Origin of the sequence: Streptomyces mutabilis (assembly GCF_046628145.1) — a bacterium.
Taxonomy (GTDB): Bacteria; Actinomycetota; Actinomycetes; order Streptomycetales; family Streptomycetaceae; genus Streptomyces; species Streptomyces mutabilis.
This window is the reverse complement of sequence record NZ_CP176874.1, coordinates 5,838,398-5,862,562: the sequence shown is the minus strand read 5'-3', so window position 1 is coordinate 5,862,562 and position 24,165 is coordinate 5,838,398. Positions and strand designations below refer to the sequence as shown.

At 72.3% G+C, this 24,165-nt stretch carries 17 protein-coding genes and 1 pseudogene; 7 read left to right on the top strand and 11 right to left on the bottom strand.

The genetic code is table 11. From position 1 onward, the window contains the following. The first annotated feature begins 46 nt into the window (after positions 1–46). The gene (locus ACLIN4_RS26490) at positions 47–598 is read left to right on the top strand and encodes a DUF6082 family protein (protein ID WP_107477588.1); all 552 of its coding nucleotides are present in this window, start codon (positions 47–49) and stop codon (positions 596–598) included. A 150-nt stretch (positions 599–748) separates the two neighbouring features. After that, positions 749–985 (top strand): hypothetical protein, encoded by a 237-nt coding sequence (locus ACLIN4_RS26485; protein ID WP_100048050.1) that lies wholly within the window; start codon positions 749–751, stop codon positions 983–985. Positions 986–1,124: 139 nt separating this feature from the next. Here ACLIN4_RS26485 and ACLIN4_RS26480 read toward each other — a convergent pair whose 3' ends face one another. Further along, the gene (locus tag ACLIN4_RS26480; RefSeq protein WP_107477587.1) at positions 1,125–2,297 is read right to left on the bottom strand and encodes a citrate synthase/methylcitrate synthase; all 1,173 of its coding nucleotides are present in this window, start codon (positions 2,295–2,297) and stop codon (positions 1,125–1,127) included. A 114-nt stretch (positions 2,298–2,411) separates the two neighbouring features. On the opposite strand from ACLIN4_RS26480, the gene ACLIN4_RS26475 reads away from it, so the two are divergent. The 4 genes from ACLIN4_RS26475 to ACLIN4_RS26460 all read left to right on the top strand — a co-directional run bounded on the left by ACLIN4_RS26475 (position 2,412) and on the right by ACLIN4_RS26460 (position 7,314). Next, a complete protein-coding gene (locus ACLIN4_RS26475) occupies positions 2,412–3,671 on the top strand; it encodes a citrate synthase (protein ID WP_290012392.1) in 1,260 nt (419 codons plus the stop codon). A 54-nt stretch (positions 3,672–3,725) separates the two neighbouring features. Further along, the gene (locus ACLIN4_RS26470) at positions 3,726–4,670 is read left to right on the top strand and encodes a sucrase ferredoxin (protein WP_411576293.1); all 945 of its coding nucleotides are present in this window, start codon (positions 3,726–3,728) and stop codon (positions 4,668–4,670) included. 251 nt (positions 4,671–4,921) lie between these two features. Continuing rightward, positions 4,922–6,637: a sensor histidine kinase gene (locus ACLIN4_RS26465; RefSeq protein WP_107477585.1), complete on the top strand. Its 1,716-nt coding sequence runs from the start codon at positions 4,922–4,924 to the stop codon at positions 6,635–6,637. After that, a complete protein-coding gene (locus ACLIN4_RS26460; protein WP_100048046.1) occupies positions 6,634–7,314 on the top strand; it encodes a response regulator in 681 nt (226 codons plus the stop codon). Before ACLIN4_RS26465 ends, ACLIN4_RS26460 begins: the two co-directional genes overlap by 4 nt. Before the next feature lie 68 nt (positions 7,315–7,382). Here ACLIN4_RS26460 and ACLIN4_RS26455 read toward each other — a convergent pair whose 3' ends face one another. The 3 genes from ACLIN4_RS26455 to ACLIN4_RS26445 all read right to left on the bottom strand — a co-directional run bounded on the left by ACLIN4_RS26455 (position 7,383) and on the right by ACLIN4_RS26445 (position 11,835). Next, complete coding sequence (locus ACLIN4_RS26455) at positions 7,383–8,975, bottom strand: solute symporter family protein (protein ID WP_107477584.1); 1,593 nt, start codon at positions 8,973–8,975, stop codon at positions 7,383–7,385. Continuing rightward, entirely contained in the window at positions 8,972–9,541 is a 570-nt protein-coding gene (locus ACLIN4_RS26450; RefSeq protein ID WP_107477592.1) for a DUF485 domain-containing protein, read from the bottom strand. The genes ACLIN4_RS26455 and ACLIN4_RS26450 overlap by 4 nt, the downstream gene beginning before the upstream one ends. Before the next feature lie 170 nt (positions 9,542–9,711). Then, positions 9,712–11,835, bottom strand: coding sequence for a DNA gyrase/topoisomerase IV subunit B (locus ACLIN4_RS26445; RefSeq protein ID WP_289908823.1), 2,124 nt, complete (start codon positions 11,833–11,835; stop codon positions 9,712–9,714). Between the two features lie 440 nt (positions 11,836–12,275). Between ACLIN4_RS26445 and ACLIN4_RS26440 the strand changes: the two genes are divergently transcribed. Beyond that, positions 12,276–12,506 (top strand): DUF7455 domain-containing protein, encoded by a 231-nt coding sequence (locus ACLIN4_RS26440; RefSeq protein WP_043379046.1) that lies wholly within the window; start codon positions 12,276–12,278, stop codon positions 12,504–12,506. A gap of 111 nt (positions 12,507–12,617) precedes the next feature. On the opposite strand, the gene ACLIN4_RS26435 is transcribed toward ACLIN4_RS26440, so the two are convergent. The 7 genes and pseudogenes from ACLIN4_RS26435 to ACLIN4_RS26405 form a co-directional block, all read right to left on the bottom strand. Further along, on the bottom strand, positions 12,618–13,475 hold the full coding sequence (locus ACLIN4_RS26435; protein WP_411576292.1) for a S1 family peptidase: 858 nt from the start codon (positions 13,473–13,475) through the stop codon (positions 12,618–12,620). A gap of 135 nt (positions 13,476–13,610) precedes the next feature. Further along, positions 13,611–15,155 (bottom strand): RNA polymerase sigma factor, encoded by a 1,545-nt coding sequence (locus tag ACLIN4_RS26430; RefSeq protein ID WP_290012394.1) that lies wholly within the window; start codon positions 15,153–15,155, stop codon positions 13,611–13,613. Positions 15,156–15,584: 429 nt separating this feature from the next. After that, positions 15,585–16,472, bottom strand: a complete 888-nt coding sequence (whiH, locus tag ACLIN4_RS26425; RefSeq protein ID WP_411576291.1) for a sporulation transcriptional regulator WhiH — start codon at positions 16,470–16,472, stop codon at positions 15,585–15,587. Between the two features lie 161 nt (positions 16,473–16,633). Beyond that, a complete protein-coding gene (locus tag ACLIN4_RS26420; RefSeq protein ID WP_411576290.1) occupies positions 16,634–18,901 on the bottom strand; it encodes an ATP-binding cassette domain-containing protein in 2,268 nt (755 codons plus the stop codon). A gap of 125 nt (positions 18,902–19,026) precedes the next feature. Then, positions 19,027–19,785 carry an NUDIX hydrolase gene (locus tag ACLIN4_RS26415; RefSeq protein ID WP_107477580.1) on the bottom strand — a complete coding sequence of 253 codons (759 nt, stop codon included), beginning with the start codon at positions 19,783–19,785 and terminating at the stop codon, positions 19,027–19,029. 130 nt (positions 19,786–19,915) lie between these two features. Beyond that, positions 19,916–21,834: pseudogene (locus ACLIN4_RS26410) on the bottom strand (glycogen debranching N-terminal domain-containing protein). Between the two features lie 735 nt (positions 21,835–22,569). After that, positions 22,570–24,129: a DUF4192 domain-containing protein gene (locus ACLIN4_RS26405; RefSeq protein WP_411576289.1), complete on the bottom strand. Its 1,560-nt coding sequence runs from the start codon at positions 24,127–24,129 to the stop codon at positions 22,570–22,572. Between the last annotated feature and the right edge of the window lie 36 nt (positions 24,130–24,165).

Here is a 24,165-nt window from a genome sequence, read left to right as displayed (position 1 = left end):
CCCGCACTCGACGACCGGCGGGCGGTCGCCTGATTCGGGGGTTGACATGGTCACACGGAAGAGCATCACGGGGAGGTTCGGCTCCGCCGCGGCCGGCATATTGTTCGCCACGGCCGGGATGACGCTGGCCGCGCGGCAGCGACGGCTGGAGAAGGCCCGTCTGCACGAGCGGCGGCTGGAGCTCGAGGAGCTGGCGATCCGGCGCGAGTCGCTGCGGCACCAGCAGCGCATGCACTGGGAGCTGCTGGCCAGGGCCATCGACGACCCTTCGCTGGCCGAGGTCATCGACGCCTACGACAAGAGCATCCCGGCCGAGAGGCGCCGCCAGTTCTTCTACGCCAACGCCTGGTACGTGTACCTCTTCCACACCCATCGAATGGGACTGCTGGACCGGGAGGAGCTGTACCGGCATCTGCGCGAGTTCTTCCAGAGCCCCATCTTCCGCGAGTACTGGCAGGCGTCGGAACACATGCGCGACTCCCTGAACCAGACGTCCGAGGAAGCACAGCTGGGGCACATGGTCGACGGCCTCGTCAGGGACCTCGACGAGGCCGACACCGAGGAATGGTGGGTGGTGGGAAATCCGCCGGCCGGCTGACGGCCGTCGGCTCCGTGCTCAGGTCAACACGCCCATCTCGGGGACACGACGGTGTGGGTTTCGGCCATCCGGTCACGAGATCCCCAGCAACATCAGTACCGTGTGCTCGCCATTACTCCGCACACTCTCTGTCCGTAAGGATGGGTACCTTTGAAGATCGTGCGCCGCATCGGTGTGCCTCCCAGCGCCCGGGGCAGTAACTCGGGATCCACGTGCCCCGACGTGTTCGAACTGAGCGACGGCAACTTCGCCGTGATCGGCACCGAGGCCACCGAGGCGCTGGAGCGGGAGCTGCCCGCCGACGCCGCCCGCGCCGACTACGAGCGCATCGTCGTCGTCAGCCGGGAAACCCTGATTCGCGCCAAGGCCGACATCCCCGACGCCTGAGGGCACCGCCCACGTCTCCGGCCGCGTCCACCGCCGCCGCGCCGGAAGCCCCCACCGCCGAGCAGCCCGGCACCCCGTCCCCGCTCGACGCCCCACCGATGAGGCCTGGCGCCCGAACGGCACCAGGCCGCTCGCATGTTCAGACTGCCGCGGGCACCCCGAGCGGTGCCTGAGGCCCCACGTACCGCGCCGCAGGGCGAATGATCTTCGAGTCCCGTGCCTGCTCCAGGATGTTCGCGCTCCAGCCCACCACCCGCGCCGCCGCGAACGTCGGCGTGAACATCTCGCGCGGCAGGCCGCACAACTCCATGACCACGCCCGCGTAGAACTCGACGTTCGTGTGCAGGTCGCGCCCCGGTTTCAACTCGGCGAGGATCGCCTCCACCTGTCGCTCCACCTCGACGGCGAACTCCACGCGAGGGCCGCCGAACCGCCGCGCCACCTCACGGAGCATCCGCGAGCGTGGATCCTCCGTGCGGTAGACGGCGTGGCCGAAGCCCATGATGCGGTCACCGGCGAGCACCCGCTCGCGGATCCAGGGGTCGATGCGGTCGGGGGTGCCGATCGCGTCCAGGGTGTCCAGCGCCCGGCTGGGCGCCCCTCCGTGCAGCGGGCCGGACAGCGCCGCCACCGCCCCGGTCAGGCAGGCCGCGACGTCCGCCCCCGTCGAAGCGATGACCCGAGCGGTGAAGGTTGACGCGTTGAACCCGTGGTCAATGGTGGAGATCAAGTACTGCTCGACCGCCCGTGCCCGCTCCCTGTCCGGCTCCGAACCGGTCAGCATGTAGAGGTAGTTGGCGGCGTACGGAAGGTCCTCGCGGGGCTCCACCGGTTCCAGCCCGCGCCCCAGCCGGTACAACGCGGTGAGCAGCGTCGGCACGGCCGCGGCGGCCACCAGCGTGTCCTGGCGGCGCTGCTCGTCGGACAAGTCGTAGACGGGCCCGAAGCCCTGGGCGGCGCCCAGCAGCGACAGGGCGGTGCGCATACCGGCGAGCGGGCCGGAGCGCCCTCCGGAGGCCGCGATGGCGGGAAGCGCCGAGCGCACCGTCCCGGGGAGCCGCCGCAGCGCCGCCGTCTCGGCGGCGAACGCGGCACCACGCCGCGCGTCCGGCAGCTCGCCGTGGACCAGGAGATGCCAGACGTCCTCGAAGCTCCGGCGCTGCGCCAGCTCGACGGCCGAGTACTGGCGGTAGTGGTAGAAGCCCTCCAGCCCTCGTACGTCACCGACCTCGGTGTCGGCCACCACGACACCCGCGAGCCCTCGCGGCACCTCCACCGGCGCGGTGGCGGGCGCGGTTCTGTTCACGGTCACGATTACCTCCCTGGAACTTGAGTTCACTGTCCATACTTGACGCAATCCTTGTCAATATTGATTGAATCAATGTAGCTATCAAGTCCAGGCCACGGAGTCGATACGGTGACCCCCATGCGCGATCAAGAACCCGACCGCCCCACCGACGGCGAGCGCCGCCTCACCACCAGGGAGGCGGCCGAACTGCTCGGCGTGAAGCCCGAGACCGTCTACGCGTACGTGAGTCGCGGCCTGCTCGGCAGCCGGCGCACGCCCGGCGGCCGGGGCAGCACCTTCGACGCGGAGGAGGTGCGTGCGCTCGCCCGCCGCAACCGGCGCGACAGCGGCGCGGCCCCCACCTCCGGCCAGGAGCCGGCCGTCCGCACACGCATCACGCTCATCGAGAAGGACCGGTTCTACTTCCGGGGCGTCGACGCGGTGGAACTCGCCGCGCGCCACAGCTACGAGGAGGTCGCCGAGTGGCTGTGGACGGGCCGGATGCGGCCCGGCATCTCGTTCACCGCGCCCGAGGCCTCCGTGGCGGCCGCCCGGCGAGCCGTCGACGCCCTGCCCGAGCACGCGGGGCCCGCCGACCGCCTGCGCGTCGCCGCCATCGCCGCCGCGGCCGCGGACCCGCTCCGCTTCGACCTGTCCGAGGAAGCGGTACTGGGCACCGCCCGCACCCTCATCCCCACCCTCGTCGCCGCCCTTCCCCCGGTACGGCGGGTCGGCCACGATCGGGGGCCCCTCGCCCATCGCCTGTGGACGCGGCTCAGCGGACACCCCGCGGACGAGGCGTCGCTGCACGCCCTCGACACGGCTCTCTCGCTGCTCGTCGACCACGACCTGGCCGCCTCCACGCTCGCCGTGCGCGTGGCCGCGTCGGCCCGGGCGCACGCCTATGCGGCCGTGTCGGCCGGCCTCGGCGTGATCGAGGGACCGCTGCACGGCGCGGCGGGTGGGCTCGCCCACCGGATGCTGCTGGAGGTACTCGACCAGGGGAGCGCGGCGCCGGTGGTCGCGGAGGAGCTGCGAGCGGGTCGCCGCATTCCCGGCCTCGGTCATCGCCTCTATGCAGGCGAGGACCCGCGCGCGCGTGCGCTGTTCGCCCTCCTGGAGGACATCCCCCGGGCGGCCCCCGCCCTCGCTGCGGCCCGCGACGTCCGGGCGACCGCCGCCCGCCACACCCCGCTGCACGCCAACGTCGATCTGGCGCTCGGAGTGCTCACCGCGTCCTCCGGCATGGCCTCCAGCGCGGCCGAGACGATCTTCGCCGTCGCCCGCACGGCGGGCTGGATCGCGCACGCGCTGGAGGAATACGGGGAGCGGCCGCTGCGCATGCGTCCGAGCGGGCTCTACTCCGGTCCCAGACCGCCGCAGCCACTACCGGAGTAGTGCCCGAGCGCGGCTGGAAGTCGCGACGGCGCAAGTCAGGTTAGGCTCACCTCTGTGAGTACGTGCTCAACCGTCTCCCGGGACCTCGACGAGCCCGTTGCGGGCACCGCACCGGTCGCGAGGACCTGGTTGCTGCTCGAGCAGCCCGGCCCGTGGGGCGCCGAGGCGCTCACGTCGAGCCATCTGGATCCCGAGATCGGGCGCGCTCTGAAGGCCGCGACGAAGGGGACCGGCGTACGCGTCGCCCTCATCCGCCGCCCCGGCCGGCACGCGGACCGGGGCACCGCCGCGGAGCGCCGGGTGTACGCGGCCCACACCGCCCCGGGGAACGTGTGGCTGGGCACCGCCACCCTCACCGACCCGCGCCGGTTGCTCGACCTCGATCTCGCCGCGCTGGGCAGGGGTGATCGCCGTACCTTCGACTCGGTGCTCGACGGTGGACCGCACGGGGGCGATCCGCTCGTCCTCGTCTGCACCAACGGCAAGCGGGACCGGTGCTGTGCGCTCCTCGGCCGGCCGCTGGCCGCGGAGCTCGCCGCGTCCGGGGCCGAGGGCGTCTGGGAGGTCACCCATCTGGGTGGTCACCGCTTCTCGCCGACGGTGCTCGTGCTGCCCCACGGGTACGCGTACGGCCGGGTCCAGGCCCACTCCGTGAAGGAGATCCTGCACGGTGCGCGCGAGGGCCGGATCGTCGTCGAGGGGTGCCGCGGGAACACCGCGTGGGAGCGGCCCGGCCAGGCCGCCGAGCTGGCCGTGCGCGCGGCCGTGGGCGAGGACGCGGCCCAGGCGCTGACCGTCGTACGGACGGACGGTGCCGCTCCGCGCTGGGAGGTGACCGTGACCCACGCCGACGGCCGGCAGTGGCGGGTCCGCGTCGCCCAGGGCGCGTCTGCTCCGCCCCGTCCGGAAAGCTGCGGGGCGTCGGTGCTCGGCTCGCCGGCCCGCATGGAGGTCACCGCGGTGCGCGAACTCTCGGTGACGGCGGCGCTCGCGAGCTGACCGTCGCACCGGAGCGGCGGCCGACGCGGGAGCCGGCCCGGCATCCTTGCGGCGGACGACACCCGGCCCGGGGTCGTCGGCGGGGCCGGTGCGGCCCCGCCCCACCTCCGGCGGCGATGCCCGGCCCCGGTACCGTCGCCCTCTCCGCCACCACCTCCCTCTGAACCAGCACCTGCACCTCCGCGACGATCAGGAGATCCGCGCCACACCCCTCTACGGCCTGCCCTCACCTGCCACGTACCTTCATGGGTATGAGCTCCACTCCCCCCGCCCGCCGCCTGCGCCTCGGCCTGCCGCGGCGGGTGTTCTCGCAGGTCCTGCTGATGCAGCTGGCGATCGCCGCGGGGGTCACCGTGCTCGCGACCGGGCTGTTCCTGGCGCCGCTCGGCGACCAGCTGGACGACCAGGCGATGCGCCGGGCCCTCGCCATCGCGCAGACCACGGCCCAGCAGCGGCAGATCGTCCGGGACCTGCGTGACACCCCGCCGACCGCGAGCGGCCCGGTACAGCGGGAGTCGGAGCGGATCCGTGCGGCCACCGGGGCGGAGTACGTCGTCGTGATGGACCGGCGGGGCGTGCGCTGGTCGCACACCGACCCGGAGCGGGTCGGTGAGACCGTCTCGACCGACCCCGGGCAGGCCCTGGCCGGCCGCGAGGTCATGGAGATCGACGACGGCACCCTGGGCCGCTCCGCGCGCGGCAAGGTGCCGCTGCGCGACGGTGAGGGCGCCATCGTCGGCGCGGTGTCGGTCGGCATCGCGTACGACAGTGTCCGGGCCCGGCTGATCCACGCCATCCCCGGGCTGTTCGCGTACGCCGGCGGCGCACTGGCCGTCGGCGCGCTGGCCGCCTGGCTCATCTCGCGCCGGGTGCAGCGGCAGACCCGGGACCTGGCCTTCTCGGACATCGCGGGGCTGCTGGCGGAGCGCGAGGCGATGCTGCACGGCATCCGGGAGGGCGTCGTGGCCCTGGACCGGGGCGGCCGGGTGCGCCTGCTCAACGACGAGGCGCAGCGCCTGCTGGGCATCGGCGGGGAGACCGTCGGACTCTCCCCCGATGAGGCGCTGGGCGCGGGACGGACGGCCGACGTCCTGGCCGGCCGGGTGACCGGGACCGACCTGCTGACCGTGCGCGGCCAGCGGGTTCTCGTCGCCAACCGGATGCCGACCGACGACGGGGGTGCCGTCGCCACTCTGCGCGACCGTACCGAGCTGGAACAGCTCGGACGCGAGCTGGACTCGACACGCGGCCTGATCGACGCCCTGCGCGCGCAGGACCACGAGCACGCCAACCGCATGCACACCCTGCTGGGGCTGCTCGAGCTGGAGATGTACGACGACGCCGTGGAGTTCGTCGGCGAGGTGGTGGGCGACCACCGGGTCACCGCGGAACAGATCACGGAACGGATCCAGGACCCCCTCCTCGCCGCGCTGCTGGTCGGCAAGGCGACCGTCGCGACCGAACGCGGAGTCGCCCTGTGGGTGTCGGAGCGGACGCGGCTGCCGGATCGTCTGGTCGACTCCCGGGGGCTCGTCACCATCGTCGGCAATCTGGTCGACAACGCGCTCGACGCCGTCGCGGGAACGCCGCACGCGCGCGTGGAGGTCGAGCTGCGTGTGCGGGGGCGCACGGCCACGCTCCGGGTGCGCGACACCGGGCCCGGCATCCCCGCGGAACACCGCGAACTCGCGTTCACGGCGGGCTGGTCCACCAAGGAGCCGCCGGCGCACCGGCAGCGGGGCATCGGGCTGTCGCTGGTGCGCAGGCTGGCCGAGCGGCAGGGCGGCAGCGCTACCGTCGGCGAGGCGCCCGGCGGTGGCGCGGAGTTCGTCGTCGTACTGCCCGAGGCCCTGGCGGAACGCGACCTGACCGAACCGCGCCCGGCCGGACCGGATGCGAGCCCCGCCCTCGCCACCCCTGCCGTCGCCGCCCACGTGAACACCGATGCCGAGGAGGAGTTTCGATGATCGAGGTCCTGGTCGTGGACGACGACACGCGGGTCGCGCGGGTCAACGCCGCCTACGTCGAGAAGGTGCCGGGGTTCCACGTCGCCGGCCAGGCGCACAGCGCGCTGGAGGCCCTGCGGAGCGTGGAGACGCTGCCTCGCCTGGACCTGATCCTGCTGGATCACTACCTGCCCGACCGCACCGGCCTGGAGGTGGTCCGGGAGATGCGGCGCCGGGGCGACCAGACCGACGTCATCATGGTGACGGCGGCGCGGGACGTGTCGACCGTCCAGGCGGCGATGCGCCAGGGGGCCCTGCAGTACCTGGTGAAACCGTTCGCCTTCGCGGGGCTGCGCGCGAAGCTGGAGGCGTACGCGGAGCTGCGGCGCACACTCGACGGCGGGGGTGAGGCGGAGCAGTCCGAGGTGGACCGCATCTTCGGCGCCCTGTCGGCGCCCACGGAGCCGGGGCTGCCCAAGGGGCACTCCCCCACCACCGCCGAGTTGGTGCGCCAGTGCCTGATGAAGGCCGACGGCGCGCTCTCCGCGCAGGAGATCGCCGAACGGACCGGGGTGAGCCGCCAGACGGCACAGCGCTACCTGAAGCTCCTGGAGCGCACGGGCCGGGCCAGACTGACCCTCAAGTACGGAGACGCGGGCCGTCCGGAGCACCGTTACGTGTGGGCGACCCGCGCCTGAGAACGGACGGGGGAAGATCTGACGGCGAGGATCGTTCCGCCGTGGCGGAAGGGCGGTGGCGCCGCCTCCTACACGGCCCCGGCCCCGGTCAGGGACCGCACCTCCGTCTCCGCGTGCTTGGCCTCGTCCGGGACCTCGGGTGAGGTGACCGTGCCGATCCACCCGGCCAGGAAGCCCAGCGGGATCGACACCAGACCGGGATTCTGCAGCGGGAAGTACTGGAAGTCGACGCCCGGGAACAGCGACTGCTCACCGCCCGACACCACGGGCGACAGCAGGACGAGCACCACGGCGGGGACGAGGCCCCCGTAGACGGCCCACACGGCGCCGCGTGTGGTGAAGCCGCGCCAGAACAGCGAGTAGAGCAGCACCGGCAGGTTGGCGGACGCGGCGACGGCGAAGGCGAGGCCCACCAGGAACGCGACGTTGAGGTCGCGGGCGAGCAGGCCGAGACCGATCGCGACCGCGCCGATCCCGACGGCGGCGAGGCGCGCCACGGCGACCTCCCCGCGCGGGTCGGCGTCCCGGCGCCGCAGGGACGCGTACAGGTCGTGGGCAACGGAAGCCGAGGAGGCCAGGGTGACGCCCGCGACCACCGCGAGGATGGTGGCGAACGCGACGGCCGCCACGACCGCGAACAGAACCGTGCCGCCCGTGGACCCCGCGCCGCCGCCCAGGTCCAGGGCGAGCAGCGGGACCGCCGTGTTCCCGGCGGCGTTCGAGGCTCGTACCGCGTCCGTGCCGACCAGGGCCGCGGCGCCGAAGCCGAGCACGATCGTCATCAGGTAGAAGCCTCCGATGAGGCCGATCGACCAGACGACCGACCGCCTGGCGGCCCGGGCGGTGGGCACGGTGTAGAAGCGGGACAGGATGTGCGGCAGTCCGGCCGTGCCCAGCACCAGGGCGAGCCCCAGGCTGATGAAGTCGAAGCGCGAGGTCCAGTCCCCGCCGTACGCCAGCCCGGGGGCGAGGAACGCCTCGCCGTGACCGCTGCGCTCGGCCGCCGTGCGCAGCAGCCGGTCGAGATCCCCGTGGAAGCGCACCAGCACCAGCGTGGTCAGAGCCACGGTGCCGCCGAGCAGCAGGACCGCCTTCACGATCTGGATCCATGTGGTGGCCCGCATCCCGCCCAGCGACACGTAGATCACCATGAGGGCGCCGACGCCGATGACGGTCCAGGTCCGCGCCGCCTCGCTCGTGCCGCCGAGCAGCAGGGCGACCAGGCTTCCCGCGCCCACCATCTGCGCCACCAGGTACATGACGGAAACGGTGACCGAGGAGGTTCCGGCGGCGATCCGGACCGGCCGCTCGCGCATCCGTGCCGCCACGACGTCCGCGAGGGTGAACCTCCCGCAGTTGCGCACCAGTTCGGCGACGAGGAACAGCACGACGAGCCAGGCGACCAGGAAGCCCACCGAGTAGAGCATGCCGTCGTAGCCGTAGAGGGCGATGACACCGGAGATGCCGAGGAAGGAGGCCGCCGACATGTAGTCGCCGGCGATGGCAAAACCATTCTCCATCGGGGAGAACAAGCGGCCGCCCGCGTAGAACTCCTCCGCCGACCCGTGCCGATGGCGGCTCACCCACGTCGTGATCCCCAGCGTGACGGCGACGAACGTGCTGAACAGCAGCAGCGCCAGTGTCTGGTGGTCACCGGTCATGACGACACACCGCCCCGCACACCGCGCGTCAGTTCCTGGGTGTCCCAGCGCAGTTCGAGCGCGGCCCGGTCTCTGCGCAGCCTCGCGTGCCGGGCGTACGCCCAGGTGAGCAGGAACGTGGTGAGGAACTGGCCGAGCCCGGCGAGCATCGCCACGTTGACCACCCCGACCACCGGCCGGGCCATCAGCGCGGGAGCCGTCGTGGCGGTCACCACGTAGGCGAGGTACCACACGAGGAACGCGGCCACCGCCGGCACCACGAACCGCCGGTACCGGCTGCGGACCTCCTGGAAGGCCGCGCTGCGCTGAACCTCCAGGTAGACGTCGGCCGCGGCCCGGGGCGGCGCCTGGGCCGGTTCCGGGCGCATCGACGGCACCGCCGCCGGCTCGGGAGCCCCCGCCCCGGCCGGCTCTCCCCAGCCGGAGGCGAGGGCGTCGTACCACGGGTCGTCGTAGCCCGGGCTCTCAGGCGCCTCGGCACAGCGCAGGTCCGCGGCGCCGCGGTGGTCGACCGCGTTCTCGGAACCGCCCCCGGCGCCGCGGAGACGATCGTTGCTTGGCTGCATGCCCAAGGATGGACAGAACGGGAAGACCCCCGACTCTTCTTCCCTTCGCGCTTCACCCCATCAGGTGACCGAGCGTCCTGGCGGCCCGGGCTTTGGCGAAAGGAGCCGGGCCCGGTTCTCGGCCCGGGCCCGGCTCAGGTCGTACGCGACTCACGCACGGTCACGTGCGGTCACGCGTCGATGCGCGACCGGTCCAGCGTCGCCGCCGAGCTGGAGATGAACTCCTTGCGGGGTGCCACGTCGTTGCCCATCAGCAGGTCGAAGACCTGCTCCGCGGATTCCAGGTCGGTGAGGTTGATCCGGCGCAGGGTACGGCGTCGCGGGTCCATGGTCGTCTCCGCGAGCTGGTCCGCGTCCATCTCGCCCAGGCCCTTGTAGCGCTGGATGGAGTCCTTGTACCGGACGCCCTTGCTCTGGAACTCCATGAGCTTGTCGCGCAGCTCACGGTCCGAGTACGTGTAGACGTACTTGTCCTGGCCCTTCTTGGGCTGGACCAGCTCGATGCGGTGCAGCGGGGGCACCGCGGCGAAGACCCGGCCCGCCTCCACCATGGGCCGCATGTAGCGGTGGAACAGGGTCAGCAGGAGGGTGCGGATGTGGGAGCCGTCCACATCGGCGTCGGTCATCATGATGATCTTGCCGTAGCGGGCCGCGTCGATGTCGAAGGTACGGCCCGAACCGGCTCCTATGACCTGGATGATCGCGCCGCACTCGGCGTTCTTCAGCATGTCGGTCACGGACGACTTCTGGACGTTGAGGATCTTGCCGCGGATCGGCAGCAGCGCCTGGAACTCGGAGTTCCGGGCGAGTTTCGCCGTGCCCAGCGCGGAGTCTCCCTCGACGATGAACAGCTCGCTGCGGTCGACGTCGTCGCTGCGGCAGTCGGCGAGCTTCGCGGGCAGCGAGGAGGACTCCAGGGCCGTCTTGCGGCGCTGGGCGTCCTTGTGCTGGCGGGCGGCGATGCGGGTGCGGGCCGCGGCGACGGCCTTCTCCATGACCACGCGGGCCTGCTGGGCGGCGTCACGCTTGGTGGAGGTCAGGAACGTCTTGAGTTCCTTGCTGATGACGTTGTTCACGATGCGACGGGCCGCCGAGGTGCCGAGGACCTCCTTGGTCTGGCCCTCGAACTGCGGCTCGGCGAGACGGACCGTCACGACCGCCGTGAGGCCCTCCAGGGCGTCGTCCTTGACGATGTCGTCCTCGGCGACGCGCAGCATCTTCTTGGCCCGCAGCGCCTCGTTCATCGTCTTGGCCACCGCCTGCTCGAAGCCCGCGACGTGGGTGCCGCCCTTCGGCGTGGCGATGATATTGACGAACGACTTGACCGTGGTGTCGTAGCCGGTGCCCCAGCGCATGGCGACGTCGACGCCGAGCTCACGGGTGACCTCGGTGGGCGTCATCTGGCCGTGCTCGTCGAGCACGGGGACCGTTTCCTTGAAGCTGCCCTGGCCGCTGAAGCGGAGGACATCGCAGACGGGCCGGTCGGCGGCCAGGAACTCACAGAACTCGCTGATACCGCCGTCGAAGCGGAACGACTCCTCGCCCTTGCTGCCGCCGTCCCCCAGGCCGAATTCGTCACGGACGACGATGGTCAGCCCGGGGACCAGGAAGGCGGTCTGGCGGGCCCGCTGGTGCAGGTTGTCCAGGGAGAGCTTGGCGTCCTTGAGGAAGATCTGCCGGTCGGCCCAGTAGCGCACGCGCGTGCCCTCGCGGCTCTTGGGGATCTTCTTGGCCTTGCGCAGGCCGCTCTTGGCCTCGAACTTGGCGTCCGGGCCGGCCCCCGTGAAGGCGCCGGGAACGCCGCGCCGGAAGCTGATGGCGTGCGTGTGCCCGCCCCGGTCCACCTCGATGTCGAGCCGGCTGGACAGGGCGTTCACCACGGAGGCACCGACGCCGTGCAGACCGCCGGAGGCGGCGTAGGAGCCGCCGCCGAACTTGCCGCCGGCGTGCAGCTTGGTCATGACGACCTCGACGCCGGACAGGCCGGTCTTCGGCTCGACGTCCACCGGGATGCCCCGGCCGTTGTCCCGGACCTCCACCGACGCGTCGTCGTGGAGGATCACCTCGATGTGGTCGCAGTAGCCGCCGAGAGCCTCGTCGACGGAGTTGTCGATGATCTCCCACAGGCAGTGCATCAGGCCACGGCTGTCGGTCGATCCGATGTACATGCCCGGACGCTTGCGCACGGCCTCGAGACCCTCGAGGACGAGCAGGTGCCGCGCGGTGTAGTTGGATCCGTCCCGGTCTGCTCCTGCCAGCAGCGCAGTGGACGGCACGGATGTCTCGGCGGTCACGCGGTTCGCTCCTCGCTGAATTTCAGATGGGGCCCCGCTGGGTAAAGGCGCGGCTCTGTTCACCGGTCAGAGGGTACCGAGGCCTGGTAGAGCCGTTGTAACGCCACCCTCACCGAAGACTCACCCTAGTCCAGGGTCGCATGCTTGTTCGATCCCTCGATGGGGTGAAGTGCACATCACGTTCCCTTCGAGGCATGAACCATTTAGGCTCCGGGCACGTCCTCATGAACAAACCGGCAACCCAGCCGGCGGGACCGACACTGACCGACTGCGCGAACCCGTACGACACACAGACACGCAATACGGCACATTCGCCGCCAACCGGCAACAGCCGGCCTCTCGGAAATTTTTTTCGAGGAAAAGCCACGAGCGGGAACGTTTTGGGGCTGGTTGGATGTTGACCCTGGTACGACAGCTCGTCGAGCTAGAGAAGAGGCGACGTGACTACTGTTCTGACTTCCGCAAGCCCGCTGACGGCCGCTGATCGCTGCGACCGCTGCGGCGCCCAGGCATACCTGCGCGTCGTCCTGCTGAGCGGCGGAGAACTGCTCTTCTGCGCCCACCACGGGCGCAAGTTCGAGCCGGAACTCAAGAAGATCGCCGCTGAGATACAGGACGAGACGGAGCGGCTGACCGCCGTTCCGGGAGCCTCCCCCGAGGAAGAGCGCTGACGCGACGCGCCCGACGACGAGCAGACCCGGCACAAGCCGATGAACGGGCGGCCGCCCCTCCGACCGAGGGGCGGCCGCCCGTGCGCGTGCCCGGCGAGCTCTCCGAGTCCGTCAGGCGCCCCCGGACTGCCGCGCGGCCTGGTGGTCCCATCCGAGCGTCCGCAGCACGGCGGAGACGCGTGTGTACACCCCAGGGCTGCCCGGGCGCCCGCAGCCGCTCCCCCAGGACACGAGTCCGATGAGTCTGCCCTGGGCGACCAGCGGTCCACCGCTGTCCCCCTGGCAGGAGTCACGGCCGCCGGTGTCCTCACCCGCGCAGAGCATGCTGCCCGCGAGATAGCGTCCGTCGTCGCTGCCCGGGTACGCCCGCTCGCACGACGCGTCGGACAGGACGCGCACGCGTGCCGCCCGCAGGCTGTTCGCGTAGTCCCCGGCTCCCGAGGTGTCCCCCCATCCGTAGACGAGCGCTCTCGTGTCCGGCCGGTAGGCGGGGTCGCCTTCGGCCGCCATCCCTATGGCCGAGCCGGCGGGCAGGGCCTCGGACAGGGTGAGCACCGCGAAGTCGCCGGCGTTGCTGACGTCGTCGTGCGCCGGGTTCACCCAGACATCGCGGACGGGGATCTCGCGGCCCTGATCGGAGAGCAGGTCCGTGCGGCCGGCGATGACGCTCAGGTCCCGCACCCGTTCGGGCGGCGAGCCGAGAACGTCCTCGCCGAGGCAGTGGGCCGCCGTGAGGACGGTGGTGCGGCCGACGGCCACTCCCCCGCAGAACTGTCCCGCTCGCGTACCTCCGAACCGGTCACGACTGGACAGGGCGACGGTCCACGGACTGTCGGACACTTCGACCGGAAAGCCCCCGACGACGATGCTGTCGGCGGACGCGGGCGCGGCGGACGCGAGCGGTATCGCGGTCGCCGCGGCCGCCAGGACCAGCGGCCGGGCCAGCGCGCGGGCAACGAGGCGACGCATGCAGACTCCTCACTCCTGGGTGGTCATGGAACACCCAGAGTGATCCAGCACGCCGAGCCGCGCACCCGCTGGTCAACGCGAAGGCCCGGTTCCCCACCTGGTGGAACCGGGCCTTGTCGCTCGTACGACCGCGATCTAGTCGAGGTAGTCGCGCAGCACCTGGGAGCGTGACGGGTGACGCAGCTTCGACATCGTCTTCGACTCGATCTGGCGGATCCGCTCACGCGTGACGCCGTACACCTTGCCGATCTCGTCGAGGGTCTTCGGCTGACCGTCGGTGAGACCGAAGCGCATGGAGACGACGCCCGCCTCGCGCTCGGACAGGGTGTCGAGAACGGAGTGCAGCTGCTCCTGCAGGAGTGTGAAGCTGACCGCGTCCGCCGGGACGACCGCCTCGGAGTCCTCGATGAGGTCACCGAACTCGCTGTCGCCGTCCTCGCCCAGCGGGGTGTGCAGCGAGATGGGCTCGCGGCCGTACTTCTGGACCTCGATGACCTTCTCCGGGGTCATGTCGAGCTCCTTGGCCAGCTCCTCCGGGGTGGGCTCGCGGCCCAGGTCCTGGAGCATCTGGCGCTGCACACGCGCGAGCTTGTTGATGACCTCGACCATGTGCACCGGGATGCGGATGGTGCGGGCCTGGTCGGCCATCGCGCGGGTGATCGCCTGACGGATCCACCAGGTGGCGTACGTGGAGAACTTGTAGCCCTTGGTGTAGTCGAACTTCTCGACCGCGCGGATCAGACCGAGGTTGCCCTCCTGGATGAGGTCCAGGAAGAGCATGCCGCGGCCGGTGTAGCGCTTGGCCAGGGAGACCACCAGGCGGAGGTTGGCCTCCAGGAGGTGGTTCTTGGCGCGGCGGCCGTCCTCGGCGATGATCTCCAGCTCGCGCTTGAGCTTGGGGGCGAGCTTGTCGGAGTTCGCCAGCTTGTCCTCGGCGAACAGACCCGCCTCGATGCGCTTGGCGAGTTCGACCTCCTGCTCGGCGTTGAGCAGGGGGACCTTGCCGATCTGCTTGAGGTAGTCCTTGACCGGGTCGGCGGTGGCGCCGGCCGCGGCGACCTGCTGGGCGGGAGCGTCGTCCTCGTCCTCGTCGGAGAGCACGAAGCCCGCATTCTCGGTGCCCTCGGGCTCCTCCGTCGCGGCCTTGGGCTCCTCGATCGCCTCGTCCTCGAGAAGTTCGGCGTCGTCCTTCTTGGCGGTGGTCTTCTTGGCCGCCGTCTTCTTGGCGGTCGTCTTCTTGGCAGCCGCCTTCTTGGCGGTCGCCTTCTTGGCAGCCGCCTTCTTGGCGGTCGCCTCCACCTCGTCCTCGGCGACGGCACCGGCGCCGGCGGCAGGCGCCGCCGGGGCAGCGGGCGCGGTGGCCTTCCTGCTGGTCACCGTCTTCGCCGCGACCGTCTTGGTGGCGGTCCGCTTGGCGGGACTCTTCGCTGCGACGCTCTTTCGGGTGCGCTTGGGCTCCGCGGCACTGACCATCAGCGTCACACCCTCTTCCTCGAGGATCTGGTTGAGGCTGCGCAGTACGTTCTTCCACTGAGTGGCCGGAATCTGGTCAGCTTCGAAGGCCCGACGCACGTCGTCGCCGGCGATCTGCCCCTCAGCCTTTCCCCGCTCAATGAGCGCCATGACAGAGACGGACTCGGCGATCTCCGGCGGGAGCGTACGGGATGTGCTGGCCGACACGAACAACCTCTCGGAACGTTGGAAAACGGCTTCCGGCCCCGTCCATGGTGGACAGGGGCCGACCGCCGGCTTGGAATGGGCCGACGGCGCGGGCGGGGGCCGGGGAGTTGCACAGCGCCGTCAACGGCGTCCGTATTCCCTCCGCGGCTGTCACCTCTTAGGTCATCGCTTTGTTCCCACGAGCGTTACGCCCAATCCGCGTGGCCCGAGTCACACCCCGTAAGTGCCCAAAACCGGTCAGACGTGAGTAAAAAGATTCGCCGACGGACTCCACCCGGCCACGCCGGGAGGCTCAGCCTCTCATCGCACCGTCGGACCCCGTGGAATCGCGACGGATTCCACGGGGTCCGACGATGGCGGCGAACCGGCCGGCCACTGCCATAGGAGGGGTCTGGCGTGCCCGGCCCGCGCCGGTCCGGCGGAACGCGGTCAGTGCTCGCGCGGGGCGGGCACCACACGCTCCACCTCGGGGTGAGTGATCAGAAGTTGGCGCATGGCCGCCTCGGCCGCCGCCCCGTCCCCGGTGGCGAGGGCGTCGACGATCCTGCCGTGCTGCGCCAGGGACACGTCGTTCGGCCGGTCACAGCCCGTGACCGGACCGCCGGAGACGTGGAGGGCCGCGGAGACGATCCCGGAGAGGTGGTCCAGCATGCGGTTGCCCGCGATCTGGATGAGGAGCGAATGGAACTCCGCATCGGCGCGCGAGAACGTGAGCGCGTCGCCCTGCTGCATGGCGTGGCCCATGATCCCGACCATGTCGGACAGGCGCTGCTGCACCTCCTCGCGCCCGTGCCCGGCGGCGAGACGCGCGGCGAGCGGCTCGATCGTCGAGCGCAGCTCACTGAGCTCACGGCGCTGATCGTCGCGCTGCGGCCCGAAGGCACGCCATTCGATGATGTCCGGGTCGAGCAGGTTCCAGTCGCTGACGGGGCGCACGCGCGTGCCGACGTTCGGGCGGGCGCTGACCAGGCCCTTGGCCTCGAGGACACGGAGGGACTCGCGCACGACGGTGCGGGACACCTCGAAACGCTGGCCGATCTCCTCGGGCACCAGCGGGCGGTCGGCACCCAGGTCGCCCGAAACGATCATCTGTCCCAGCTGCTGGACGAGTTGTCCGTGCAGTCCGCGACCACGGCTGCCCGTAGCGCGCCGGCCCACCCGGCCCAGCTCGGGCTCCGCCCCTTCCCAGGCGGGCGCCCCGAGGCGGTCGACGGCGGGCGTCTCGGCGTAGGGGTAGCGGTCGAGTTCGCCCGGGTTCGTGAGGCCGGAGTCGGCGGAGCGGGCGGCGGTCATCATGGAGTGCGCAAGGGTAGTCACGCATCCTTTGTCGGCGCCGTTCCCAACTCCCTTGAGGTCTTTGGTGAAAAGCACACGAAAGGGTGATCGCTCACCCCGTCGCAATTGACGCCTTATCGGAAAGAAATGGGCTTTCCCCGGGGAGTTGCGCGCACGGTCGGACCGGAAGGGTACGGCGGATGTCATTGAGGCCTGCTGCGCACGGTCATGAGCAGGTATGCGCAGAGCAGGGTGGTCAGCGACAACGTCAGTGCGCTGCCGACGGGTTGGACGATCACGCGCAGCACCTCGGCCACGTAGCGCTCACCGCCGAAGGGCCACGTCGTCAGAAGGAGCTCGCGCGTGCGCATCGGGAGTCCGGCGGCGGTCCGCACGGACGGGCCGTCCCAGATCCTCTGTACGAGCGGCACGACGAGTACGGGGACCGCCAGCACCGCGGCGAGCCCGGCCGTGGTGGACCGGAAGACCCCGGCGGCGAGCACACCCGCCCAACCGCACCCGACGACGAGGCCGAGCCAACCGGCGCCCAGCGCGGGCCAGTCCGCGGGGACGCCGGCGAGCTCCCGTCCGTAGAACAGGTGGAGCACTTCGGCGTTGCAGCCCACCGTGAGAGCGGCCAGCAGCACGGCGGTGGCCGCGGAGACGAGCAGCTTCGCGGTCAGCAGCCCCAGGCGGCGGGGCACGGCACCGCGGTCCGCCGCCAGGGCGGGGTGGCGGAACTCGTCGCCGGAGGCGAGCGCCCCGAGCAGTCCCGCGCCGAGTGCCGCGGGCGGCAACGGGAGCTCCTGCGGCCACGCGGCCAGCAGCCGCGGCTGCGGTGTGTGCCCGACGCGGGCCAGGACCACGGCGATGACCGCGGAGAGCAGGAGGACGACGGCACAGGTGACGAAACCGGTCCTGATACCGGCCGCACGGCGGAGTTCGTAGCGGAGGGGGCGCAGCGGGCTGGGGGCGGCTCGGACGGAGACGGGGGGCGGCAGTGAGGATCGGGCCTGCCCGGTGAGGGGTGGGGTGGGGGTGAGGGAGGCGTGGCGGCGCGAGGTTGCCCGGGCGCCGACGGGGGCGGTCCGGGTGGAGCGCGCTGCCGGTGCGTGGGGGGCGTGGGGCGCAGGGACGTCGCCGGCTCGGTGCGGGGTGGGGCACGCCTGGCCGTTGCTTCCGGCGGATTCACGCGCGCCGACCGGATACGGGACGGTCTCGGGCCCGGGCCGGGAACCGTCTCGGGTCGGCCGGGGGATGTCCGGCCGGGGCTCGGCAGCGGCCGGAGAGGACGCGGTGTCGGCACCCGCCGACTGCGCCGCGGCGTCGGCGACCGCGGGCAACGCCCCGTCGGCCGAGGGGGGCGCTTCGGCGGCAGCAGTCACGGGTGCGGTCCCCTCCGGTGACGGCTGCGGGGCGTCTGCGCGGGGCAGCGCCTTCCCGGGGACGAGCCGGACCCCGGCGCCGGCCGACGGCCCGGGGTCGCCCGACGGCCGGGAAACGTCACCGTTGGGTGCAGCGGCCGTGCTCCCGGCGTCCGCTTCCCAGTGGTTCCCGGCCTCCTGCCACCGGGCGGCGGGCTCCGCACCGGCTCCTGGCCCCATGTCGCCGACTTCGTCGGCCAGTTGGTGCACCAGGATGCTGTGCCGGAACGCGGTGTCACCGATGTCGGCGCATGTACTGCCGTACACCGCGAGGCGGTTGCCTCCCTCGCGCACGACCTCGACGGAACGGCGGGCCGCGCGGGCCTCCTTCGTCAGCACTGCGGCGAGACGGGCGGCGTGCGGGGTGCGGACGGCGACTCGGGGGCGCAGCCGGGTGCGCGAGAAGTTCGCCGCTTCCTGGTCGGCAACGACTCTGCCCCGCTCCAGCGTCACGACCTGATCGGCGATCCGTGCGGCCTCCTTGGGATCCGCCGTGCTGAACAGGACGGTCCCGCCTTGGGAAGCGTGGGCGCGCAGAGTCGCGTGCACCCAGTCGGCGTCCCGGGCGGCGAGGGTTCCGGCGGGGTCGTCGAGCACCAGGGTGTGCGGGTCGGGAAGCAGTGCGCAGGCCACTCCGAGACGTCGGTCCATGCTGCGGGAGAGGGTGCCCAGGCGTTCGTCGCGCAGACTCACGAGGCCGACCGACTCGAGGACTTCGTCGGCTCGCCGGACCGGAACTCCGGCCGCGGCGCAGAGCATGCGCAGATGGCCGCGAACCGTGCGGGCCGGGTGCCCCGGCACGTCTCCCAGCAGTACGCCGACCTCTCGCGCGGGGTGGGCGATGCGGTGCAGGGGGCGGCCTCTGAAGTGGGTGAGGCCGCGGCCGCGCTGGAGTTCGAGCATGAGTCTGAGCGCCGTCGACTTGCCGGCGCCCGATGCTCCGAGCAGTGCGGTGACGCGGCCCGCACGTGCCTCGAATGAGACGTCGTCGACAGCGGGCGGGAGCTCTTTGCGGGGGTTGCTGGTCAGTCCGAAGGCCTCGATCACCCGCAGCAAGATAGCGTGCCATATCCGGTTTTTCGGGCATCCTTACGGCCAGCCGGGCCCTGGAAGGACAGACCTCGTCGCTTCCTTGTCCGCCGTTCGCTCCGGGGTCCCGTCCCGCAGCGGCGTCACACCTCGGGACGCAGCATCGGGGGGTTGAGGAGAGTGGCGCCGCCGGCCCGGAAGAGCTGAGCGGGGCGGCCGCCCTGGCGGGTGGTCGTACCACCGGTGGGGACGAGGAAGCCCGGGGTGCCCGTCACCTTGCGGTGGAAGTTGCGCGGGTCGAGCGCCACGCCCCACACCGCCTCGTAGACGCGGCGCAGCTCGCCGACGGTGAACTCCGGCGGACAGAAGGCGGTGGCCAGCGACGAGTACTCGATCTTGGAGCGGGCTCGTTCCACGCCGTCCGCCAGGATCTGGGTGTGGTCGAAGGCCAGCGGCGCCGGCGCCTCGCCGTCACGTCCGTAACCGGCCTGTTCGAGCAGTTCCTCGACCGGCGCCCAACGTGCGTTGCTGGCGTCGCCGCCCGCCCGGGGCGCGGGCAGGTCCGGAGCGAGTGCGAGGTGGGCGACGCTCACCACCCGCATCCGGGGGTCCCGCTCGGGGTCGCCGTACGTCGCCAGCTGCTCCAGGTGGGCACCGTTGTCCTGGATGGGCGCGGCGGGGTCGTGGACGCACAGCCCCGTCTCCTCGGCCAGTTCCCGCGCCGCCGCCTGGGCCAGGTCCTCGTCGGCCCGCACGAAGCCGCCGGGCAGCGCCCAGCGGCCCTGGAACGGCGGCTCGCCCCTGCGCACCGCCAGCGCGCACAGGGAGTGACGACGTACGGTCAGCACGACCAGGTCCACGGTGACGGCGAAGGGCGGAAAGGCTGACGGGTCGTAGGGCATGCGGCGATCATAGTCGTCTGCCTGACGATAAACACGCCGTTCACCGACCGCATCGACCGTCGGCCCGCCGCGGTCCGATCTTCTCTGCACCGGCTGCTTCCGGCCACCGAGTGAGGGAGGCCTTGCCTGGTCATGCTCCTAGTCGCAGCCCGTCGGCGGCCTCTTCGACCATGGCCAGGCCGAGTCGGCTGACCCGCACGGAGAAGGGCTCCTGCGCGACCCTCAGACCGGTCAGGCCGAGCTCCCCCAGGGGTGCGCTGCGTACGGGGCGCAGGGTGACGGTCCCGGCCGGGGCGTCGGGGCGGATGCCCGCGAGTGCGGTCAGCATCAGTACGCCGGCGGCAGCCGCGGTTGCGGCGGGGCGGCAGGCCGCCGGGTGCGGCAGCGGAGCGTTCGTGTCGGTGCGCTGCTCCCCCGCGAACATCTCCGGCAAGCGGTGGCCGAACGCGTCGGCCGCGGCCAGTACGCCGCGCAGCAGTGAGCCCGCCTCCTTGTCGTGCCCGGCGGCGGCCAGACCCGCCACCGCGATCGCCGTCTCGTGGACGTGGACCGCCCCGGCGCGGTGCCCGAAGGGGTTGTATCCCGCCTCCGTGGCCGCCAGGCCACGCAGTCCCCAGCCCGAGTCCATGACCGGGTTGCCCAGCAACCGGGCGAGTCGGCCGGTCCGGACCGGGTCGAGCAGGCCCGGTGCCACGGTGCCCCCGCCGAGCAGCCCGGTGTCGAGGAGGTGGACGGCGGCCGCGCTCAGATGCGGCACGAGGTGTCCGTCCGGGGTGCGGGCCGCCGCGGGTCTCCCGCCCGCCGGGTCGTCGATCCAGAAGTCCCGCCGGAACGCGGTGCGCAGCCGCTGGGCCCACTGTCGCAGCCAGTCACCGCCCGGTCTGCCGAAGTCGTCGAGCAGTTCGGCGCCGAGCAGGGCGGCACGGTGGGCGTGAGCCTGGATCTCGCAGCGGACGGGCCCTTGGGGGTGTGGGTCGGGTACATACGCGCCGTTGCCGACGGTGGTCCGCAGCCAGGCCAGGCACCGCTCGGCGGCCGGCAGCAGCTCCCCGGCCTCGTGTGCGCCGAGCCCCCAGCGGCGGGCTTCCGCCAGGAGAACGGGGAACAGCAGGGTCGCCTCTGTGCCGGTGCAGCCAGGCGGCAGGTGCGGCCCTGTGTCGCGCCCCGGTCCGGGGATCATGCCGGCCCTCGGTCCCGGGCCGGGCTGCTGGGTGCGGGCGAGCGCTCTCAGCGTGCCTGCGGCGAGCCGGGTGCCGAGGGGAAGCGTCATCCTGGCGGCGGCGAGAGCCTCGGCGGGGGCGGGACCGCAGCGCCAGGGGACACCGGCGGCCGGATGGACGTCGGCGGGATGTGCGCGATCGCGTACCAGAAGGGCCCTGAGATCCTCGATGCTGGTCCGTAGGAGGGCGGAGACCGCGGGGTCGTCGCCGGTGGCGCGTGCGGAGGCCAGCGGATCGGCCGCCGTGCGGCCCACGGCCCGGACCGGTCCCGCGCCGTCCGGCCGTACCCGCAGTTCGACGCTGGTGCTGCCGCCGGGCGGCAGGACGAACTCCCATCGCAGCAGTCCCGCGGAGGCCAGTGCCTCGGCGGGCGGCGGGTGCGCCGTGACCGACGCGCTGCCGGTGGCGCGGGACCACCGCAGCCCGGAGTCATGAACGGTGGCCGGCAGGTCCGGCCCCGCTCCGCCCGCGGCGATCGCCCGAGGTCGGCCAGGTCGGTACCGAGCGCGACCTCGACGGGCAGGCGCAGCGGGCCGGACGCCCAACTGCGCAGCGTGATCCGCTCCGTGCCGTCGGCGTGGCGGATCCGCTCGATCATTACGTCCGGGTCCGGTCCCGGCGCGGATGCCGTCCGGAGGGTGCCGACGAAGCGGGAGCCGTCGGCACCGGTCATCCGGGCCTGGGCGGGCAGCGGTTCGCGTCCGGCCACGCGGAGGCGGCACCGGGACAGCAGGCGGCGGCCCGCGCGGTAGAACCCCTCCAGGCCCAGGCCGTTCAGCTGCCCCTGCTCCGTGGAGATCACGAGGCCGGGTAGGGCCACGCCGATCATGGTCATGTGGGTGGGCGGCAGCTCCCCGGGCCGGTGCGGCTTCCCCGGCGGCGTACGCCGAGCAGTGGTGCGGTGCAGAGGAGAAGCCGCAGGGCCGGTGTCCGTGCGCTCCGCGCGCGTCCGCGAGGTCGAGAGAGCCGACAGCTGTCCGAGTCGGTCCGCAGGTGGGCCGGGATTCCGCCCCGGCCCCGGGCCGTTCTTTCTGACCGGTACCGCAGGCCCGGCGAGGGACGGCACCGGGGTGCTCCTGCGGCCGCTCGCACCGGGGCCCGTGACGGCGGACGAGGACGGGATCGGCTGGTGCATGGGAGGGCTCCTTGGGTGCTCGACGGCCGCTCAGCGGAGCGACGCCGTGTGGTGGTTCCGACCGGGCGGTGCGATGCCTCGGCCGGTCCGGCATTCGGCCACTCAGGTGAACGGGAGGGGTGACCTCCGGGTCACGGCCGGGAGCGGGCGCCGGGCAGGCACCGAGGCGGGCGGTCCAGCGGACCGCTTCTACGGTCACGGCGGCCCGTCACCGAAAGTCACGGCGGCCCGTCCCCGGAGGCCACGATGGCCCGTCCCCGGAGATCACGACGGCCAGCCCTCAAAGGTCACGGCGGCCGGTCCTCGACGGTCGGCCAGGGACGACGGCCACAGTCGAAGACCCACGGAGAGGGACGACGGCACAGCGACGACCACACCGGACTGACGGCCTGCCGACTAGCCTGGTGACGTTCCACCGCCTTGGCCCCCTCAGAGGCGCTCGCCGCCCCCTTCGGCCCCGTGGTCCCCCGTGCGCGCGCTTCCCGCGCGGGTGCCCGTCCGACCAGCGCCCCTTCCCTCCGAGGCCCGCGAACGCGTACGGCCCGTCCTCGCGGAACCCGGGCGATCACCCGCCGCCGGAGTGCGAGGGCGCACGATCTTCGTGCCGGGCTCACGGCCCCGCTCCGCCCTCGCACGACGAGGCATCGCGTCGGCCGTCGCTCCCGAGCGCGTGCGACGCCGTCGGCCGAGGGGCGCCTGCGCTGCCGAGGCAGGGCCGGCCGGCTCGCGTTCCGCTGCCCCGCCGGCTTGCTCCTCGCCGTCCGGCGCGCCGCCCTCCGGACCCTCACGACCTCCGCGCTGCGCACGCAGACACCGGCGGACCGACTCAGGGTCGAGGCCCTCGTTGCACGCCTGGTGCAGAAGCCGGGCGAAGAGGTAGTCGGGGTCCGCGCCGAGTGCCATGGCAAGGGCCTCCCGGGCCTCCAGTTCGTCACCGGTGGACCAGGCGACCCATCCGGCGAGAGTCAGAGGTGCGGCCGCGTGTTCGCCGTACGATCCGACGCAGCGACGGGCGAGGGCCCGCCAGAGGCGTAGCGCGGGTGCCGCGTCGTCCCCCTCCATCCACTCCGCGGCGCGGTCACGGGTCGTACGGTCCTGGAGGCCGAGGATCATCGTCGCCGCCTCGTCGTGTCCGAGCAGTCGGTCGTCCCGCAGGTCTTCGGCGGCCATTCCGGACACGGGCCGGGCCTCCGCGAGGCGTCGCATCACCCGCCGCGCCAGATCCAGCGTCTCCTCGGCCACCTCCGAGCGGCCGGCGTCGTCGAGGATCCGTGAGACCAGCCGCATGGCGGCCGCGTCCAGGGCGGCCTCCTGCTCGCGGGCCACGTCGTTCTCCCAGGGAAGGAGCCGTGCGCGCAGTTCACCGAGCGTCCCACGCACCTGGATGCCGGCGTACGTGGCCGCCGCGGCCAGCACGGACGTGCCCGGCAGCCCCATGGGCGTGCCTTCGGCCGGGCAGCAGGCCTGGTCGTCGCAGCAGTACGACCAGAAGCGCCCCGCCGAGATGCAGAGCGCCTCGACCACCGGGACGTCGAGGGCGCCGCACTCGACGCGCAGCTTCTGAGCCAGCGGCCGAAGTCGCTCCATCACGTCTCGGCCGCTTTCGCCCGCTGCTGGGTCCTGGCAGAGGTAGGCCACCATCTGCTCGGGGCGGGCTCCGCGGCGTTCACTGCCGGTCACCAGACCGTGGACCAGCTGTCCAGCGGCGCAGGCCCAGTCGTCCGGGTTCGCCGGAATGCCGAGCCGGGCCCGGCCACCGAATCGGCCCCGCCCGTCGCGGTCGCGCAGGGCGACCAGGACGATGCTGTCCTCGGGGCGGTACCCGAGCAGATACGGCAGGGCGTCGGCCAGTTCGGCAGGGGTGCGCAGGGTGACCTGGGGTTCGTCACAGGGGTGGTCGTCCGGGAGGCGGGCTGCCCGGCCCGGCCGCTCGAATCCCTCGATGTCACCGTTCTCGGCGGGCCCCGTCGTTTCGCTGTGGTTCGTCATGGCCCGACGATCTCGCGGATCGGGAAGTTCCGCTTG